The organism is Kitasatospora sp. NPDC057500 (genome assembly GCF_042802195.1).
Taxonomy (GTDB): Bacteria; Actinomycetota; Actinomycetes; order Streptomycetales; family Streptomycetaceae; genus Kitasatospora.
The window spans coordinates 70441-90502 of record NZ_JBHVER010000009.1 but is presented as its reverse complement, the minus strand read 5'-3'; the positions used below and the strand labels follow the sequence as shown (position 1 = coordinate 90502).

At 76.0% G+C, this 20062-nt stretch carries 1 protein-coding gene; it reads right to left on the bottom strand.

Annotated elements, in window-relative coordinates:
• The coding region (locus ACFU74_RS03555; protein ID WP_380751107.1) for an SDR family NAD(P)-dependent oxidoreductase at positions 1–19998 on the bottom strand (19998 nt) is incomplete at its 3' end.
• Positions 19999–20062 lie beyond the last annotated feature (64 nt).

Below are 20062 nucleotides of genomic sequence, written 5' to 3'. Positions count from 1 at the left end.
GTCCTCGGCGGCGTCCAGCAGGTGGATGCGGTCCGGTTGCTCGGCCTGCGCCGAGCGGACCAGGCCCCACAGGGCGGCACCGTCCGCATCCGTGATCACCTCGCCCGCCGCGCCGAACGTCCGCACCACCAGACGCGATTCCGCCCACTCCGGATCGGCCAGCCAGTCCTGGAGCAGCGCCAGCAGCGCCGCCGACCGGTCCAACGCCGCACCCGCCGCCGAAGCATCCACCAACAGCACCGGAACAGGCTCGGGCAGCACGTCACCGAGAGCGATCACCACCGGCATCTCCGATGAGGCGGCCACCTCCCGCGCCGCCCACTCCACCCCGAACAGCAACCGGTCGGCGAGGCCGCCGAATCGCGCGGGCGCGGCCGGCCGCAGGCTGAGGCCCTCCACCGCCGCCACCGGTCGGCCCGACAGATCGGCGAGCGTGAGCCGGACCGTGTCGGTTCCCGGGGCAGGGGCGATCTCGACCCGGAGCCCGGCACCGACCGGTCCCTCGACCCGGACCCCGGTGAAGCCGAACGGCAGCCGAACGCCGCCCTCGGCCGGGAGCGCGCCACCCGCGCCGATCGCGTGCAGGGCGGCGTCGAACAGCGCCGGGTGCAGCGCGTACCCGGCGGCGCTCTCCTCGGTCGCCACCTCGGCGAACACCGTCCCGTCCTGCCGCCAGAGGCGCCGCAGGCCCTGGAAGGCCGGACCGTAGTCGAGTCCCGCGTCGGCCGCCGTCGGGTAGAAGCCGGTCACGTCGATCTCCTCCGCGCCCGCCGGGGGCCAAGCCCCCGTCACCACGGTGTCGGGGAAGGGCGCGGCCTCATCGGCCAGCAGGCCGGAGGCGTTGAGCACCCAGCCCTCCTCGTCGTCGCCCCGCGAGTGGACCGTCACGGCGCCGCGACCGTCCTCGGGCACGGCCACGGTGACCCGGACCTGCAGCCCGCCCCGGTCGTCGAGGGCCAGCGGGGCCTGGAGCAGCAACTCCTCCAGACGCGGGAGCCCGGTCTGCTCACCGGCGGCGAGGGCCATCTCCACCAGCGCCGTACCAGGGACGACCGTGCGTCCGGCCACCACGTGGTCGGCGAGCCACGGGTGGGTGCGCACGGAGAGCTGCCCGGTGAAGACGCTCTCCCCTGACGGCAGGGCGACGGCGGCACCGACCAGTTGGTGCCCGGTGCCGGCCAGGCCGAGCCCTGCGGCGTCACCGGCGGGGCCGGTGCGCGGGCGCGGCCAGTACCGGCGGTGGGAGAACGGGTAGGTCGGCAGATCGGCGCGCGGACCGGTGCCGAGAACGGCCGTCCAACCGATGTCCTGGCCCTGGACGAACAGTTCGGCCATCGCGGTGAGCAGCGTCTCGACCTCGCCGCGCTCGCGGCGCAGCGCGGCGACGGCCGCGACCTCCGGCCCCGTCACGTCACCGACCAGGGCGGTGAGGACGGTGTCCGGTCCCAACTCCAGTACCCGGGCGGCGTCGAGGGCGGTGACGGCCTCGGCGAAGCGCACCGGCTTGCGGACCTGCTCGACCCAGTAGGCGGGGTCGGTCCACTGACCGGGCGCCACCGGGCTGCCGGTGACGGTGGAGACGGCGGGAAGCAGCGGCTCGGCGAAGGTCAGCCCCTCCACGACGGCGCGGAACTCGGCGAGCATCGGGTCCATCAGGCGGGAATGGAAGGCGTGGCTGGTCCGGAGGCGGTTGGTCTTCCAACCGCTCGCGGCCGCCGATGCTGCCGCTGCGTCGATGTCGGCCTCGGTGCCCGAGAGCACCACTGCGGCAGGGCCGTTGACGGCCGCGATGTCGAGGTCGGGGAACGCCTCCCGTACGTCGGCCTCGGCGGCGCCGACGGCCAGCATCGCGCCACCGGAGGGCAGTTCCTGCATCAGCCGGCCGCGCGCGGCCACCAGCGCGGCCGCGTCCTTGAGCGTCAGCACCCCCGCCGCGTACGCGGCCGTGACCTCGCCGATCGAGTGCCCCGCGACGACGTCCGGGCTCACGCCCCAGCTTCGGACCAGCGCCAGCAGCGCGACCTCCAGCGCGAAGATCGCCGGCTGCGCCCAACCGGTCTGCTCCAACCGCTCCGCGTCGTCCAGCACTTCACCGATCGGCAGGTCAAGCGCCGCGCACGCCTCGTCGAAGGCCGCCGCGAACACCGGGAACGCCGTGTACAGCTCCCGCCCCATGCCCACACGTTGCGACCCCTGGCCGGTGAACACCACAGCGAGCAAGGCGCGCCGCGCCTCGCCGACCCGGACCTCAGGCCGGGACGTGCTGTCCGTACCGAAGGCGGCCAGCGCCCGGTCCAGTGCGAGGTGGTCGCTCGCGAGAACCACCGCCCGGTGCCGCAGCACCGTCCGGCCGGCCAGCGCGCGGCCCACCCGGTCCAGCGGCTCCGAGGGCTCAGTACCGTGCAGGCGGGCGGCGTAGGCGTGCAGTGCCTCCGGGTCGGCTGCGCTGAGCACGAGCGGGGTGACGGGCAGCGCCGAGCTCGGCAGGGCCACCGGCTCGGCGGGCTCGGGGGCTTCGAGGATGACGTGGGCGTTGGTGCCGCTGATCCCGAAGGACGACACGGCCGCGCGGCGCGGGCGGTCCACCTGCGGCCACTCCCGTGCCTCCGTCAGCAATTCCACCGCGCCGGCCGACCAGTCCACCTTCGTCGACGGGGTGTCGACGTGCAGCGTGCCGGGGAGACGACCGTGGCGCATCGCCTCGACCATCTTGACGATCCCCGCAACGCCGGCGGCGGCCTGGGTGTGCCCCAGGTTCGACTTCACCGAACCGAGCCAGAGCGGCTCGCCCGCGCGGTCCTGGCCGTAGGTGGCCAACAGCGCCTGCGCCTCGATCGGGTCGCCCAGCGTCGTGCCGGTGCCGTGCGCCTCGACGGCGTCGACGTCCTGCGGCGACAACCCAGCCGACTCCAACGCCGCCCGGATCACCCGCTGCTGCGAAGGACCGTTCGGCGCCGTCAGACCGTTCGACGCACCGTCCTGGTTCACCGCACTGCCCCGCACGACCGCCAGCACCGGATGACCGAGGCGCTCGGCGTCGGCCAGCCGCTCCACCAGGAGCATGCCGACGCCCTCACCCCAGCCCGTACCGTCCGCCCCCTCCGCGAACGACTTGCACCGCCCGTCCGCCGCCAAACCCCGCTGCCGCGAGAACCCGACGAACGTGTTCGGCGTCGCCATCACCGTCACACCACCCGCCAACGCCGCATCGCACTCACCACTGCGCAGCGCCTGAACGGCCAGGTGCAGGGCGACCAGCGACGACGAACACGCCGTGTCGACCGTCACCGCCGGACCTTCGAGACCGAAGGTGTACGACACCCGGCCCGAGGCGATGCTGCCCCCGGTGCCCATGAAGCCCTCGGCACTGTCCTCCGAGGCACCCAGCACCATCGAGTAGTCGTTGTACATCACCCCGGCGAACACACCCGTGCGGGAGCCGCGCAGGCCCAGCGGATCGATGCCCGCGCGCTCGAACGCCTCCCAGGACGTCTCCAGCAGCAACCGGTGCTGCGGATCCATCGCCAACGCCTCACGCGGCGAGATCCCGAACACCGCCGGATCGAAGTCCCCCGCGCCGTACAGGAACCCGCCCTCTCGCGTGTACGACGTTCCCGGATGGTCCGGATCCGGGTGGTACAGGCCCTCCACGTCCCAACCACGATCCGCCGGGAAGAACCCGACCCCGTCCCGACCCGACACCACCAACTCCCACAGCTCCTCCGGCGAGGAGACCCCACCCGGGTAGCGGCAGGCCATCCCCACGATCGCGATCGGCTCGTCGGTCCGGGTCAGCGCCCGGCCGGGCGCGCTCGCCGGTGCGGCGGCGTCGAGCCGTTCGACGGCTCCGGCGAGTTCCGAAGCGAGGTAGCCGGCCAGCGCCAGCGCGTTCGGGTAGTCGAAGACCAGCGTGGACGGCAGGCGCAGCCCGGTCACGGCCGTCAGCCGGTTGCGCAGGTCGACGGCGATGAGGGAGTCGAAGCCCAGCTCGCTGAAGGCCCGTTCGGCCTCGACCGCCTCCGGACCCGGGTAGTCGAGCACGGCGGCCACGTGCGTCCGGACCAGGTCCAACACGGCCCGCTCGCGCTGCGGCGCCGGCAGGGCGGCCAGGCGCCGGCCCAGCGCGGTGTCGGCCTGCTTGCGGACCGGCACCCGGACCAGGCTCGCCAGCAGCGGCGGCAGCATCCCGGCCGCGGCGGCCTGCCCGAGCGCGGCCCGGTCGAGGGCCAGCGGGGCGACCAGCGGCGAGCCGGTGCCGAGGGCTGCGTCGAAGGCCGCGAGGCCCTGCTCGGCCGTCAGCGGCAGGATGCCGCCCTGCCGGGCCCGCGCCCGCTCGGCCTCGCCGAGCCCACCACCCATGCCCCCGTCCCACAGACCCCAGGCCAACGAGAGCGCCGGGACACCCCGCCCCCGCAGCTCGGTCGCGTAGGCGTCCAGGAAGGCGTTCGCCGCCGCGTAGTTGGCCTGGCCCACATTGCCGAACAGACCCGCCGCCGAGGAGTAGAGGACGAACGCGGCGAGGTCCTTGCCCTCCGTCGCGGCCACGAGGTTCCGGGCCGCGTCCACCTTCGCCCGGAACACCCGCCCCAGGCGCTCCGGTGTCAGGTCGGCGAGCAGAGCGTCGTCCAGGACCCCGGCCGTGTGGACCACCGCCGTCACCGGCTCGCCCCGCAACACCTCGGCCACCGCGTCCGGGTCGCCGACATCGCAGGCCACCGCCCGCACCCGCGCACCTTCGACCTCCACCGCGCCGCCGGAACGCGAGAGCAGCAGCAGGTCACGAACCCCGTGCTCCTCCACCAGGTGCCGGGCGATCAGACGGCCCAGCGTGCCGGTGGCGCCGGTGACGACCACCGTGCCGTCACCGAACCCGACCGGCTCCCCTTCGGCGGGCACCCGTACCAGGCGCGGCACCCGCACCTCACCCTCGCGAACAACGGCCTGCGGCACCTCGTAGAAGGCGTCCTCCGCCGCGTCCAGCAGGTGGATGCGGTCCGGATACTCGGCTTGCACCGAGCGGGCCAGGCCCCACAGGGCGGCACCGTCCGCATCCGTGACCACGTCACCGACCGCACCGAACGTGCGCACCACCAGCCGGGACTCCACCCACTCCGGATCGGCCAGCCAGTCCTGGAGCAGCGCCAGCAGCGCCGCCGACCGGTCCAACGCCGCACCCGCCGCCGAAGCATCCACCAACAGCACCGGAGACCCGACGGCCGGCAGCGGATCGCCGAGAGCGATCACCACCGACACTTCGGCCGGGGCAGCCGGCTCCCGCCCCGTCCACTCCACCCCGTACAGCAACCGGTCGGCAGCGCCACGCGCCACCTGCCCGGCCGCCACCGGCCGCAGGACCAGGCCGTCGACCTCGGCGACCGACGTGCCGGACTCGTCGGCGAGCAGCAGCCGTACGGTGTCCGCGCCGCCCGTCCGGGTCAGGTGCGCCCGGAGCCGCGTACCGGCCCGGGCGAACGTGCGCAGCCCGGTGACGGCGAAGGGGAGCCGGGTCTCGCCGTCGGTGAACAGGCCGCCGGCGCCGATCGCGTGCAGCACCGCGTCGAACAGCGCCGGGTGCAGCGCGTACCCGGCGGTCGGGTGGTCCAGCTCCACGCTCGCGAACACCTCCTCGCCGCGCTTCCAGACACCCCGTAGGCCCTGGAAGGCCGGGCCGTAGGCGAGCCCGCCGGCCGCCGTCGCCGGGTAGAAGCCGGACAGGTCGAGCGGGGCGGCGCCGGCCGGCGGCCAGGAGACCAGGTCCACCTCGGTGGGCGCCCGGTCCTCGTCCGGGGCGGCGAGCAGGCCGGTGGCGTGCGTCGTCCAGGCGTCCTCGTCCTCGGCGCGGGCGTGCAGCGTCAGCGCGCACCGGCCGTCGGCCCCGGGCGGGGCGACCGTGGCCCGGAGCTGGATCCCGCCGCGCTCGGGCAGCGGCAGCGGGGCCTGGAGCAGCAGTTCCTCGACCACTGGGACGCCCGCCCGCTCGCCGGCCGCGCGGGCCATCTCGGCGAACGCGGTGCCGGGCAGCAAGGGTCCACCCTGCACGACGTGGTCGGCGAGCCACGGGTGGGTGCGCAGCGACAGCCAGCCGGTGAGCAGCGTGGCGGCGGCGTCGGGGGCCTCCACGGCCGCGCCGAGCAGCGGGTGCCCGGTCTCGGCGAGGCCGAGGCCGATCGCGTCCCGGCTCGCGCCGGTCCTGGGTCGGGGCCAGTAGCGCCGCCGCTGGAAGGGGTAGGTGGGCAGGTCGGCACGGGGCCCGTCACCGAGCACCGACCGCCACTCCACCTGTCGGCCCCGGACGAACAGCCCGGCCAGCGCGGTCAGCAGCGTCGCGGTTTCGGACCGGTCCCGGCGGAGCGCGGCCACCGCCACGGTGTCGGGGCGGACGGCGCCGACCAGCGCGGCCAGGACGCCGTCCGGTCCCAGCTCCAGGACGTGGTCGGCGCCCAGGGCCACGGCCGCGTCGGCGAAGCGGACGGGCTTGCGGACCTGGTCGGCCCAGTACTCGGGGTCGGTCCACTGGCCGGTCGAGACTGCCGCTCCGGTGACGGTGGAGACGGCGGGGAGCAGCGGGTCGGCGAAGGCCAGGCCCTCCACGACCGTGCGGAACTCGGCAAGCATCGGCTCCATCAGGCGCGAGTGGAACGCGTGGCTGGTCCGGAGGCGGTTGGTCTTCCAGCCGTTCCCGGCCGCCACCGCCACGGCCGCGTCGATGTCGGCCTCGGGGCCCGAGAGCACCGTGGAAGCAGGCCCGTTGACGGCCGCCACATCCAGCCCCGGGAACGCCTCCCGTACGTCGGCCTCGGCGGCGCCGACGGCCAGCATCGCACCGCCCGAGGGCAGTTCCTGCATCAGCCGACCGCGCGCGGCCACCAGCGCGGCCGCGTCCTTGAGCGTCAGCACCCCCGCCGCGTAAGCGGCCGTGACCTCGCCGATCGAGTGCCCCGCGACGACATCGGGCGTCACGCCCCAGCTGCGCACCAGCGCCAGCAGCGCGACCTCCAGCGCGAAGATCGCCGGCTGCGCCCAACCGGTCTGCTCCAACCGCTCGGCATCGTCCAGGACTTCACCGATCGGCAGGTCAAGCGCCGCACACACCTCGTCGAAGGCCGCCGCGAACACCGAGAACGCCGTGTACAGCTCCCGCCCCATACCGATCCGTTGCGACCCCTGGCCGGTGAACACCACCGCGAGCCGACCGTTCCCGGCCACGCCCGCCAGCGGGTGGGCCCCGGCGGCCACCGCCGCCAAGCCCGCATCCAGCGCGGGGAGGTCGGCGGCCACCACGACCGCGCGGTGCCGCAGCATCGAGCGCCTGGTCAGCGCCCGTGCGAGGTCCACGGCGGGGACATCCAGACCGTGCAGCTGCTCGGCCTGGGCGCGCAGCCCGGCCTCGTCGGCGGCGGTGAGGACGACGGCGACCGGTCGGCCGACGGGCTCGGCCGGGGCCGGGGGCGCCGAAACCGGGGTCTCCGTGGGGGCTTCGAGGATGACGTGGGCGTTGGTGCCGCTGATCCCGAAGGACGACACCGCCGCGCGCCGCGGACGGTCCAGCGCGGGCCACTCCCGCGCCCGCGTCAGCAGCTCCACCCCGCCGGCCGACCAGTCCACCTGTGACGACGGCGCATCCACGTGCAGCGTGCCCGGCAGAACGCCGTGGCGCATCGCCTCGACCATCTTGATGATCCCCGCCACACCGGCCGCCGCCTGCGTGTGCCCCAGGTTCGACTTCACCGAACCGAGCCAGAGCGGCTCGCCCGCGCGGTCCTGACCATAGGTGGCCAACAGCGCCTGTGCCTCGATCGGGTCGCCCAGCGGCGTGCCGGTGCCGTGCGCCTCCACCGCGTCCACGTCGGCCGCGCCGAGCCGCGCGTTGGCCAACGCCTGCCGGATCACCCGCTGCTGCGACGGACCGTTCGGCGCCGTCAGACCGTTCGACGCACCGTCCTGGTTCACCGCACTGCCCCGCACGACCGCCAGCACCGGGTGACCGAGGCGCTCGGCGTCGGCCAGCCGCTCCACCAGGAGCATGCCGACACCCTCGCCCCAGCCGGTGCCGTCCGCGCCCTCCGCGAAGGACTTGCACCGCCCGTCCGCCGCCAACCCGCGCTGCCGCGAGAACCCGACGAAGGTGTTCGGGGTGCCCATGACGGTAACGCCCCCCGCCAGCGCCGCGTCGCACTCACCGCTGCGCAGCGCCTGAACGGCCAGGTGCAGGGCGACCAGCGACGACGAACACGCCGTGTCGACCGTCACCGCCGGACCTTCGAGACCGAAGGTGTACGACACCCGGCCCGAGGCGATGCTGCCCCCGGTGCCCATGAAGCCCTCGGCGCTGTCCTCCGAGGCACCCAGCACCATCGAGTAGTCGTTGTACATCACCCCGGCGAACACACCCGTGCGGGAGCCGCGCAGGCCCAGCGGATCGATGCCCGCCCGCTCGAACGCCTCCCAGGACGTCTCCAGCAGCAACCGGTGCTGCGGATCCATCGCCAACGCCTCACGCGGCGAGATCCCGAACACCGCCGGATCGAAGTCCCCCGCGCCGTACAGGAACCCGCCCTCTCGCGTGTACGACGTCCCCGGATTGTCTGGATCCGGGTGGTACAGGCCCTCCACGTCCCAACCACGATCCGCCGGGAAGAACCCGACCCCGTCCCGACCCGACACCACCAACTCCCACAGCTCCTCCGGCGAGGAGACCCCACCCGGGTAGCGGCAGGCCATCCCCACGATCGCGATCGGCTCGTCCGAAGCGACCGCGGCGGTCACCACCGGTGCCGCCCCGGCGGCGGCACCGGAGAGTTCGGCCGCCAGGTAACCGGCCAGCGCGGCCACCGTCGGGTAGTCGAAGACCAGCGTGGACGGCAGGCGCAGCCCGGTCACGGCGGCCAGGCGGTTGCGCAGCTCGACCGCCGTCAGGGAGTCGAAGCCCAGCTCGGTGAAGGGCAGGTCGGTGCCGACGGCCGAGGCGTCGGCGTGACCGAGGACGGCGGCGACGTGGGTGCGGGCCAGGTCGAGGGCGATCCGCTCGCGCTCGGCCTCGGCGAGGCCGGTCAGGCGTGCGGCGAGGCCGCCGTTCGCCGGGGCCGCCGTGGCGGCTCCCGTCGCCGGGGCGAGTCGGCGCAGCAGCGGCGGCACGCCGGGCCGGGCCCGCAGCGCGGCGAGGTCGAGGGCGAGCGGGACGACGGTGGCGCGGCCGGTGCCGAGGGCTGCGTCGAAGGCCGCGAGGCCCTGCTCGGCCGTCAGCGGCAGGATGCCGCCCTGCCGGGCCCTCGCCCGCTCGGCCTCGCCGAGCCCACCACCCATGCCCCCGTCCCACAGACCCCAGGCCAACGAGAGCGCCGGGACACCCCGCGCCCGCAGCTCGGTCGCGTAGGCGTCCAGGAAGGCGTTCGCCGCCGCGTAGTTGGCCTGGCCGGGGCTGCCGAACAGGCCGGCAGCCGAGGAGTAGAGGACGAAAGCGGCGAGGGACTTGCCCTCGGTGGCGGCGGCGAGGTTGCGGGCCGCGCCGGCCTTCGCCCGGAACACACGCTCCAGGCGCTCCGGCGTCAGGTCGGCGAGCAGCGCGTCGTCGAGGACCCCGGCCGCGTGGACCACCGCCGTCACCGGCTCGTCCCGCAGCACCTCGGCCACCGCGTCCGGGTCGCCGACATCGCAGGCCACCGCCCGCACCCGCGCACCTTCGACCTCCACCGCGCCGCCGGAACGCGAGAGCAGCAGCAGGTCACGAACCCCGTGCTCCGCCACCAGGTGCCGGGCGATCAGCCGGCCCAGCGTGCCGGTGGCACCGGTCACGACCACCGTGCCGTCACCGAACCCGACCGGCTCCCCACCGGGGGCGACCCGCGCCAGGCGCGGGACGAAGACCTCACCCTCGCGGGCCAGGGCTTCCGGCACCTCGTAGAACGCGTCCTCGGCGGCGTCCAGCAGATGGATGCGGCCCGGGTGCTCCGACTGCGCCGAACGAACCAGGCCCCACAAAGCGGCACCGTCCGCATCCGTGACCACGTCACCGACCGCACCGAACGTGCGCACCACCAGCCGGGACTCCACCCACTCCGGATCGGCCAGCCACGACTGCAGCAGCGCGAGCAGGGCGGCGGCGCGCGCGCCCGCCGCACCGGGCGCGGTCGCGTCGACCGCCAGCACCGGGACGGGCGCGGGCAGCGCGGCACCGAGCGGGATCACGGTGCCGGGCGCGGCGGCGGCCTCGACCTCCTCCGGCACCCATTCGACGCCGTGCAGCAGCCGTTCGGAGGCGGAGAGCTGGACACCGGAGACCGGTCGGAGCGTCAACTGCTCGACCTCGGCGACCGGCAGACCGGACCCGTCGGCCAGCGAGACCCGCACGCTGTCCGGTCGCGTACCTGCGGCGAGCTTCACGCGCAGCGTCGTCCCGGCCTCGCCGGTGATCCGCACGCCGGCGAACTCGAAGGGCAGCCGGACGCCGTGCTCGGGCAGCAGGCCGCCGGCGCCGACGGCGTGCAGGGCGGCGTCGAAGAGCGCCGGGTGCAGCGCGTACCCGGCGGTGCCCTCCTCGGTGCCGACCTCGGCCAGCACCTCGTCCCCGTGCCGCCAGACCTTGCGCAGCCCCTGGAAGGCGGGCCCGTAGGCCATCCCGGTGGCGGCGAGCGCCGGGTAGAAGTCGGCGAGCGGGACGGGTTCGGCCCCGGCCGGCGGCCAGGCGACCGGTCCGGCGTCGGCAGGCTCCGGGTGGGCGGCGGTCAGCGTGCCGGTCGCGTGGACGGTCCACGGCTCGGTCTCGTCGGCGCGGGCGTGCAGGGTGACCAGGTGGCGCCCGTCCTCGGCGCCGGCCGCGACGGTGGCCCGGACCTGGACGCCGCCGCCCGGCGGCAGGGTCAGCGGCGCGCGCAGCAGCAGTTCCTCCAGCGCGGGCGCGCCCGCCCGCTCGCCGGCGGTCAGCGCCATCTCGACCAGCGCGGTGCCGGGCACCACGATCCGGTCGAGCACGACGTGGTCGGCCAGCCAGGGGTGGGTGGCGACGGAGAGGCGGCCGGTGAGCACGGTGGCCGTCGAGTCGGGCAGTTCGACCGCCGCGCCGAGCAGGGCGTGGCCGGTGCCGACCAGGCCGAGGCCGGCCGGGTCGGAAGCCCGCCACCCGAGGCGTGGGCGGGGCCAGTAGGTGACGTGCTGGAAGGCGTAGGTCGGCAGCTCGATCCGGGCCGCACCGGTGCCCGCGAAGAACGCCGCCCAGTCGACCGGGACGCCGGCCTCGAAGAGCCGGCCGAGAGCGGTGAGCAGCGTCTCGGCCTCGTCGCGCTCGCGGCGCAGGGCGGGAACGGCGGTCGTGTCGGGGTCTACCGAGCCGACGAGGGCGGTGAGGACGGCGTCCGGGCCCAACTCCAGGAGCCGGTCCGCGTCGAGGGCCGTGACGGCGTCGGCGAAGCGCACGGGCCGGCGGACCTGGTCCACCCAGTACTCGGGGTCGCTCCACTCCCCCTCGGCGACCGGAGCGCCGGTGACGGTGGAGACGGCCGGGAGCGTCGGCTCGGCGAAGGCCAGGCCCTCCACGACCGTGCGGAACTCAGCGAGCATCGGCTCCATCAGCCGGGAGTGGAACGCGTGGCTGGTCCGGAGGCGGTTGGTCTTCCAACCGTTCTCGGCCGCCGATGCCGCAGCTGCGTCGATGTCGGCCTCGGTGCCCGAGAGCACCACGGCGGCAGGCCCGTTGACGGCCGCCACATCCAGCCCCGGGAACGCCTCCCGTACGTCGGCCTCGGACGCCCCGACGGCCAGCATCGCACCGCCCGAGGGCAGTTCCTGCATCAGCCGACCACGCGCGGCCACCAGCCTCGCCGCGTCGCCCAGGGAGAGAACCCCCGCCGCGTACGCAGCCGTGACCTCACCGATCGAGTGCCCCGCCACGACATCGGGCGTCACACCCCAACTGCGCACCAGCGCCAGCAGCGCGACCTCCAGCGCGAAGATCGCCGGCTGCGCCCACCCCGTCCGCTCCAACACCTCCGCGTCGTCCAGCACTTCACCGATCGGCAGGTCAAGCGCCGCACACGCCTCGTCGAAGGCCGCCGCGAACACCGGGAACGCCGCATACAACTCCCGGCCCATCCCGGCACGCTGAGACCCCTGACCGGTGAACACCACCGCGAGCCGACCCTCGGCCGCCGGACCGACGGGCCGCCCGCCGTCGGCGAGGTCGAACAGGTCCATGACGGTCTGGTCACCGGTGCGGGCCAGCACCACGGCCCGGTGCGGCAGCGCCGTACGGGCGGCCAGCGAGCCGCCGATGTCCAGCACCCGCGCGGTGGGGCGGGTGTCGAGGAAGTCGAGCAGCCGGGCGGCCTGCCCGGCCAGGCCGGCGGCGTCGTGCCCGGAGAGCACCAGCGGCACGACCGGCAGCGGGCTGTCGGCCGCCGGGTGCTCCGCCGGAGCGGAGGCCTGGACGGCGGCTTCGGGGGCCTCCTCCAGGATGACGTGGGCGTTGGTGCCGCTGATGCCGAACGAGGAGACGCCCGCCCGGCGCGGGTGGGCGGCCCGCTTCCAGGGCCGGTCCTCGGCGAGGAGTTCGACCGCGCCGGCCGCCCAGTCGACCTTCGGGGACGGCGCGTCGACGTGCAGGGTGCGGGGCAGTACGCCGTAGCGCATCGCCAGCACCATCTTGATCACGCCGGCGACCCCGGCGGCAGCCTGGGTGTGTCCGATGTTGGACTTGACCGAGCCGAGCCAGAGCGGGTCCCCGGTCCGGTCCCGGCCGTAGGCGGCCAGCAGGGCCTGGGCCTCGATCGGGTCGCCGAGCGTGGTGCCGGTGCCGTGCGCCTCGACCGCGTCGACGCCGGTGGGGGCCAGTCCGGCGCTGGCCAGGGCCTGGCGGATGACCCGCTGCTGGGAGGGGCCGTTGGGGGCGGTGAGGCCGTTGGAGGCGCCGTCCTGGTTGACCGCGCTGCCCCGCACCACGGCGAGCACCGGGTGCCCGGCGCGGCGGGCGTCGGAGAGGCGTTCGAGCAGGACGACGCCGGCTCCCTCGCCCCAGCCGGTGCCGTCCCCGGCCGCGGCGAACGACTTGCACCGGCCGTCGGCGGCCAGGCCGCGCTGGCGGGAGAACTCGACGAAGGCGCCCGGGGTGGCCATGACGGTGACGCCGCCGGCCAGGGCGAGGTCGCACTCGCCGTTGCGCAGCGCCTGTGCGGCCAGGTGGAGGGCGACCAGGGAGGAGGAGCAGGCGGTGTCGACGGTGATCGCCGGGCCTTCGAAGCCGAAGGTGTAGGAGACCCGGCCTGAGACCAGGCTGCCCGCGCTCGCGGCGCCGGCGTAGCCCTCGGCGCCGGTGCTGGACTGCCGCAGCAGGGTGGCGTAGTCGCTGTAGAGGACGCCGGCGAAGACGCCGGTGCGGCTGCCGCGCAGGTCGGCCGGGTCGATGCCGGCGCGTTCCATCGCCTCCCAGGAGGTCTCCAGCAGCAGGCGCTGCTGGGGGTCCATGGTGACGGCCTCGCGCGGGCTGATCCCGAAGAACCCGGCGTCGAAGCGGCCGGCGCCGCTGAGGAAGCCGCCCTCCTTGACGTAGGAGGTGCCGGGGTGGTCGGGGTCGGGGTGGTAGAGCGTGTCGAGGTCCCAGCCCCGGTCGTCGGGGAAGCCGCTGACGCCGTCGCGGCTGTCGGCGAGCAGCCGCCAGAAGGCTTCGGGGGTGTCGGCTCCGCCGGGGTAGCGGCAGCCCAGGCCGACGATGGCGATGGGGTCGTCGAGGTCGGTGGCGACGGACCGGGCGGCGGTGGGGGCGGCCTGCTCGGCCAGTGCGCCGACCAGTTCGCCGCGCAGGAGGGCGACCAGGGCCTGCGGGGTCGGGTGGTCGAAGGTGAGGGTGGCGGGCAGGCGAAGCGCGGTGGCGGCGTTGAGGCGGTTGCGCAGTTCGACGGCGGTGAGCGAGTCGAAGCCGAGTTCGCTGAAGGCCCGTCCGGCGGGGACGGCGTCGCCGGAGGCGTGGCCGAGCACGGCGGCGACCTGGGTGCGGACCAGGTCGAGCAGCAGCCGGTCCTGGTCGGCAGGGGCCAGGGCGGCGAGGCGCTGGAGCAGATCGGCGGAGCCGGTGCCGGTGGCGGCGCGGCGGACGTTGTCGCGGACCAGGCCGCGCAGCAGCGGGGGCAGGCCGGCGTCGCCCTGCCGGGCGCGCAGCACGGTGTGGTCGATCCGGATCGGGACCAGCAGCGGCCGCTCGGAGGCGAGGGCCGCGTCGAAGAGGGCGAGGGCCTCGGGGACGGACAGGGCGGCGATGCCGCCGCGGCCGAGCCGCCGGCGGTCGACCTCGGAGAGGTTCTGGGCCATGCCGGCGGCGGTGTCCCAGGCACCCCAGGCGAGCGAGGTGCCGGGCAGGCCGCGGCTGCGGCGGGCTGCGGCGAGCGCGTCGAGGAAGGCGTTGGCGGCGGCGTAGTTGGCCTGGCCGGGGGTGCCGAAGAGGCCGGCGACGGAGGAGTAGAGCACGAAGTCGTCGAGGTCGGCGCCGGCGGTGGCTTCGTGCAGGTTGAGGGCGGCGTCGACCTTGGCGCGCAGGACGGCGTCGAGCCGCTCGGGGGTGAGGGCGGTGAGGACGGTGTCGTCGAGGACGCCGGCGGCGTGCACGACGGCGCGGACGTCGACGCCGGTGAGTGCTCGGTCGAGGTCGGCGCGGTCGGCGACGTCGCAGCGCTCCAGGCGGACCCGGGCGCCGGCCTCCGCGAGGTCCGCGCACAGCTCGGCGGCCCCGGGCGCGTCGGCGCCGCTGCGGCTGAGCAGCAGCAGGTCGCGGACGCCGGCGGTCTCGACGAGGTGGCGGGCGAGCAGGGCGCCGAGGGTGCCGGTGGCGCCGGTGAGGACGGTGGTGCCGCTGTCGCGGGCCCGGCGGGGCATCACGAGGACGTTCTTGCCGACGTGCCGGCCCTGGCTGACGAAGCGGAACGCGTCGCGGGCCTGCCGGATGTCCCAGGCCCGCACCGGGGGCAGGCGCAGCGCGCCGCTCTCGAACAGGGCGAGGAGTTCGGTGAGCATCGCGCCGATCCGCTCCGGTCCGGCCTCGAACAGGTCGAACGGCCGGTAGCGGACGCCGGGGTGGTCGGTGGCGAGCCGGGCCGGGTCGCGCAGGTCGGTCTTGCCCATCTCCAGGAACCGGCCGCCGCGCGGCAGCAGGGTCAGGGAGGCGTCGATGAGTTCGTTGGCGAGCGAGTTGAGCACGACGTCGGCGCCGCGGCCGTCGGTGGCGCGGGCGAAGTGCTCGGCGAAGGCGGTGCCGCGGGACGTGGCGATGTGCTCGTCGGGCAGGCCGAGGGCGCGTAGCGCGTGCCACTTGGCGGGGCTGGCGGTGGCCAGGACGCGGGCGCCGAGGTGCTGGGCGATCTGGACCGCGGCGGTGCCGACGCCACCGGCGCCGGCGTGCACGAGGACGGTCTCGCCCGGGCGTACGCCGGCCAGGTCGACGAGCGCGTAGTAGGCGGTGAGGTAGGCCATCGGCACGGCGGCGGCCTCGGCGTGGGTCCACCCGGCGGGTACGGGGGCCAGCAGGCGGGCGTCGGTGACGGCGACGGGGCCGAAGCCGCCGGCGAAGGCGCCCATGACGCGGTCGCCGGGGGCGAGGCGGGTCACGCCGGGGCCGACCTCCAGAACGGTCCCGGCGCCTTCGCTGCCGAGGTCGAGGGGGTTGTCGCCGGGGTGGACGCCGAGCGCGATGAGCACGTCGCGGAAGTTGAGGCCGGCGGCTCGGACGGCGACCCGTACCGTGCCGGGCTCCAGAGGGGCATCGGGCTCGGGGCGGGCGACCAGCCGCAGCTGGTCGAGGGTGTCGCCGCCGGGCGTCTTCTCCAGCCGCCAGGCGGCGGTGGCCGGCGGGGTCATGGCCGGGTCGGGCAGGATTCGGGCGAGCCTGGGCACGGCGGCGGTGCCTGAGCGGACCAGGGCCTGCGGGAGGTCGCCGGCGGCGACCAGGGCGGGCAGCGCGGCCCAGGAGGCGGGGGTGCCGTCGACGTCGGCGAGGACGATCCGGGCCGGGTACTCGGACTGGGCGGAGCGGACCAGGCCCCAGACGGCGGCGTGGGCGAGGTCGGTGGGCTCCTCGCCGGGGCCGCCGGCGACCGCGCCGGTGGTGGTGACCAGCAGCGTCGTCCCGGCGTACCGCTCGTCGGCCAGCCAGTCCCGGAGGGCGGCGAGGACCCGCCGGGTGGCGGCGTGCACACGGGCGGCGGGGTCGGCCCGGCCGCCGGCATCGGCATCGGCGGGCGGGCAGTCGAGCAGCAGGACGGCCGGCGGGGGCGCGTCCGGGGCCTGCGGGTCGGCGAGCGGCAGGCCGGTCTCCCGGACGGCGCCGAGGGCGGCCCAGTCGGCCGGGGCGGGGGTCTCGGCGAGGGGGTGTTCGGTCCAGTCGACGCCGAACAGCGAGCGGGGCGCGGGGCGGGCGCCGGTCTCCGGTCCGCCGGGGGTGACCGGCCGCATGACCATGGAGCCGATGGAGACGACGGCGGCGCCGGTGCCGTCGGCGGCGGTGAGCGCGATCCGGTCGGTGCCGGTGGGGGTGAGCCGTACGCGCAGCGCGGTGGCGCCGACGGCGTGCACGGCGAGGTCGGTGAAGGCGAAGGCCATCCGGGCGGCGCCGTCGGCTCCGGCCCCGGCGAGCGCGACGCCGTGCATCGCGGCGTCGAGTAGGGCGGGGTGGAGGTGGAACCGGGCGGCCTGGCCGGTCTCGGACTCGGGCAGGACCACCTCGGCGTAGACGTCCTCGCCGAGCCGCCAGGCGGCGGTCAGGCCCTGGAACGCCGGGCCGTAGCCGAAGCCGGCGCCGGCCAGCCGCTCGTAGAAGCCGTCGACGGGCAGCTCGGTGGCGCCGGCCGGGGGCCAGAGTGCCAGGTCGGCCCCGGGGGCGCCCGGGCCGGTGCGGGCGAGCAGGCCGGTGGCGTGGGTGGTCCACGGCTCGTCGGGCAGCGCGTCCTCGCGGCGGGAGTGGACGCCGACCGGGCGCCGGCCGTGCTCGTCGGCGGGGCCGGTGACGACCTGGAGCGCGACGCCGCCGGTGGCGGGCACGGCCAGCGGGGCCTGGACGGTGAGCTCCTCCAGCACCGGCGCTTCGACCTGCTCACCGGCCCGCAGCGCCAGTTCGGCCATGGCGGTGCCGGGCAGCACGGCGGTGCCCTGCACGCTGTGGTCGGCCAGCCACGGGTGGGTCTGGACGGCGATCCGTCCGGTGAAGACGCTGGCGTCGCCGTCGGCGAGGGTGAGGACGGCGCCGAGCAGCGGGTGCTCGGCGGCGGTCAGGCCCAGGCCCGCGGCGTCGACGGTGGCCAGGTCGGCCGGGGAGGGCCAGTACCGCGCGTGCTGGAACGGGTAGGTGGGCAGGTCGAGCCGCTCGGCGGGGGCCGCGGGCAGCAGGGCCGGCCAGGCGACGGTGGAGCCGGCGGCGTGGATACGGGCCAGCGCGGTGAGGAGGGCGGCGGCCTCGTCGCGGTCGCGGTGCAGCGCGGCGGCGCAGACCGGGGCGGACGGCAGGGTGTCGGCGGCCATCGCGGCGAGCACGGTGTCGGGACCGAGCTCCAGGTAGCGGCCGGCGCCCAGGGCGTCCAGCGCGCGGACGGCGTCGGCGAACCGGACCGGCTCGCGAACCTGCCGCACCCAGTACTCCGGGTCCGACCACTGGCCGACGGCGACCGGGGCGCCGGTGACGGTGGAGACGGCGGCGAGGGTGGGCTCGGCGAAGGAGAGCCCGCGCACGACGGCGCGGAACCCGTCCAGCATCGGCTCCATCAGCCGGGAGTGGAAGGCGTGGCCGGTGCGCAGCCGGGTCGCCTTCCAGCCCCGCTCGGCCGCCACCGCGGCAGCCGCGTCGATGTCGCCCTCGGCGCCCGAGAGCACCACGGACGCGGGCCCGTTGACGGCTGCAACGTCCAGGCCCGGGAACGCCTCGCGCACCTGCGCCTCGGTGGCGCCGACGGCGAGCATCGCGCCGCCGGCGGGCAGCGCCTGCATGAGCCGGCCGCGAGCGGTGACCAGCGCGGCGGCGTCGTCCAGCGCGAGCACGCCGGCGGCGTGGGCGGCGGTGATCTCGCCGACCGAGTGCCCGGCGACCAGTTCCGGCTCCAGGCCGAGGCCGCGCACGGTCGCCAGCAGGGCGGCCTCGACGGCGAACAGGGCGGGCTGGGCGTAGCCGGTGCCGTGCAGCAGGTCGCTGTCGAGCGCCTCGCGCAGCGTCGGGTCGCCCGGGCCGCGCACCAGGTGGCGGTCGACGGCGGCGGCGACGGTGTCGAAGGCCTCGGCGTAGCGGGGGAAGCGCTCGGCGAGCCGGCGGCCCATGGCCAGGCGCTGCGAGCCCTGGCCGGTGAAGAGGAAGGCGAGCTTGCCGTCGGCGGGTTCACCGGTGACCAGGCCGGGCGCGGGGGCGCCGTCGGCGAGCGCGGCGAGGCCGGCCAGCAGGGCGTCCCGGTCGTCGGCGAGCAGGACGGCGCGGTGCTCCAGGGCGGCGCGGCCGGCGGCGAGGGCGTGGGCGAGGTCGGTGGTGCGGGTGGCGGGCCGCTCCTCGACGAAGGCGTGCAGCTGCCGGGCCTGGGCGCGCAGCGCGGCGCCGTCGCGGGCGGAGAGGACGACGGGGACGGGCGCCGGGTCGGCCTGGCCTGCCGGGGTCTGCGCGGCGGGGACCGCCGGCGGCTCCTCGATGATCATGTGCACGTTGGTGCCGCTGACGCCGAACGAGGAGACGCCGGCCCGGCGCGGGGTGTCCGTGCGCGGCCAGGGGCGGGCCTCGGTGAGCAGTTCGACGGCGCCCTCGGTCCAGTCGACGTGCGGGCTGGGCTCGTCCAGGTGCAGCGAGCGGGGCATGGTCCCGTGCCGCATCGCCAGCACGGCCTTGATGACGCCGGCGACGCCCGCCGCGGCCTGGGCGTGGCCGATGTTCGACTTGACCGAGCCCAGCCGGGCCGGGCGGCCGGCGGTGCGGTCCTGCCCGTAGGTGGCGAGCAGGGCCTGGGCCTCGATCGGGTCTCCGAGCCGGGTGCCGGTGCCGTGCGCCTCGATCAGCTCGACGTCGTCGACGGAGAGCCCGGCGTTGGCCAGCGCCTGCCGGATCACCCGCTGCTGCGAGGGGCCGTTCGGGGCGGCGATGCCGTTGGAGGCGCCGTCCTGGTTGACCGCGCTGCCCCGGATCACGCCGACCACGGGGTGGCCGAGGCGCTGCGCCCGGGAGAGCCGCTCCAGCAGCAGCAGGCCGACGCCCTCGGAGAGCCCGATGCCGTCGGCGGCGGCGGAGAACGCCTTGCAGCGGCCGTCGGCGGCCAGGCCGCGCTGGCGGGAGAACTCGGTGAACGCGCCGGGCGTGGTCATCACGGTGACGCCGCCGGCCAGGGCCATGGTGCACTCGTCGGCGCGCAGCGCCTGAGCGGCGAGGTGGATGGCGACCAGCGAGGAGGAGCAGGCGGTGTCGACGGTGACGGCCGGGCCCTCCAGGCCGAGCGTGTAGGAGACCCGGCCGGAGAGCACCGCCGCGGTGGTGCCGGTGATCAGGAAGCCCTCGGCGGCCTGCACGCTGCCGCCGATGAGCCGCACGTAGTCCTGGGTGTTGGAGCCGATGAACACGCCGGTGCGCGAGCCGCGCAGGGTGGCGGGGTCGACTCCGGCGCGCTCCAGCGCCTCCCAGGACGCCTCCAGGACCTGCCGCTGCTGCGGGTCCATCGACAGCGCCTCGCGGGGGCTGACGTCGAAGAAGCCGGCGTCGAAGGCGCCCGCGCCGTCCAGGAACCCGCCCTCGGAGGCGTACCCGTCGCCGTGCCCGGCGGCCGGGTCGTAGGCGTCGTCGAGGTTCCAGCCGCGGTCGGCCGGGGGGCGGCCGATCGCGTCGGCGCCGGTGTCCACCAGCCGCCACAGGTCGTCGGGGGTGCGCACCCCGGCCGGGTAGCGGCAGCTCATCGCCACGATGGCGATCGGCTCCCGGTCCGCGGATTCGGCCAGCTGCAGCCGCTCACGGGTCCGGTGCAGATCCGCCGTGACCCGCTTGAGATAGTCGAGGAGCTTCTCTTGAGCCACCAACTCAGGCCTCACCAAGTTAGGTTGGCGCGCAGCGCCGGAGGGGAATTCGGGGGGCCGCCGGAGC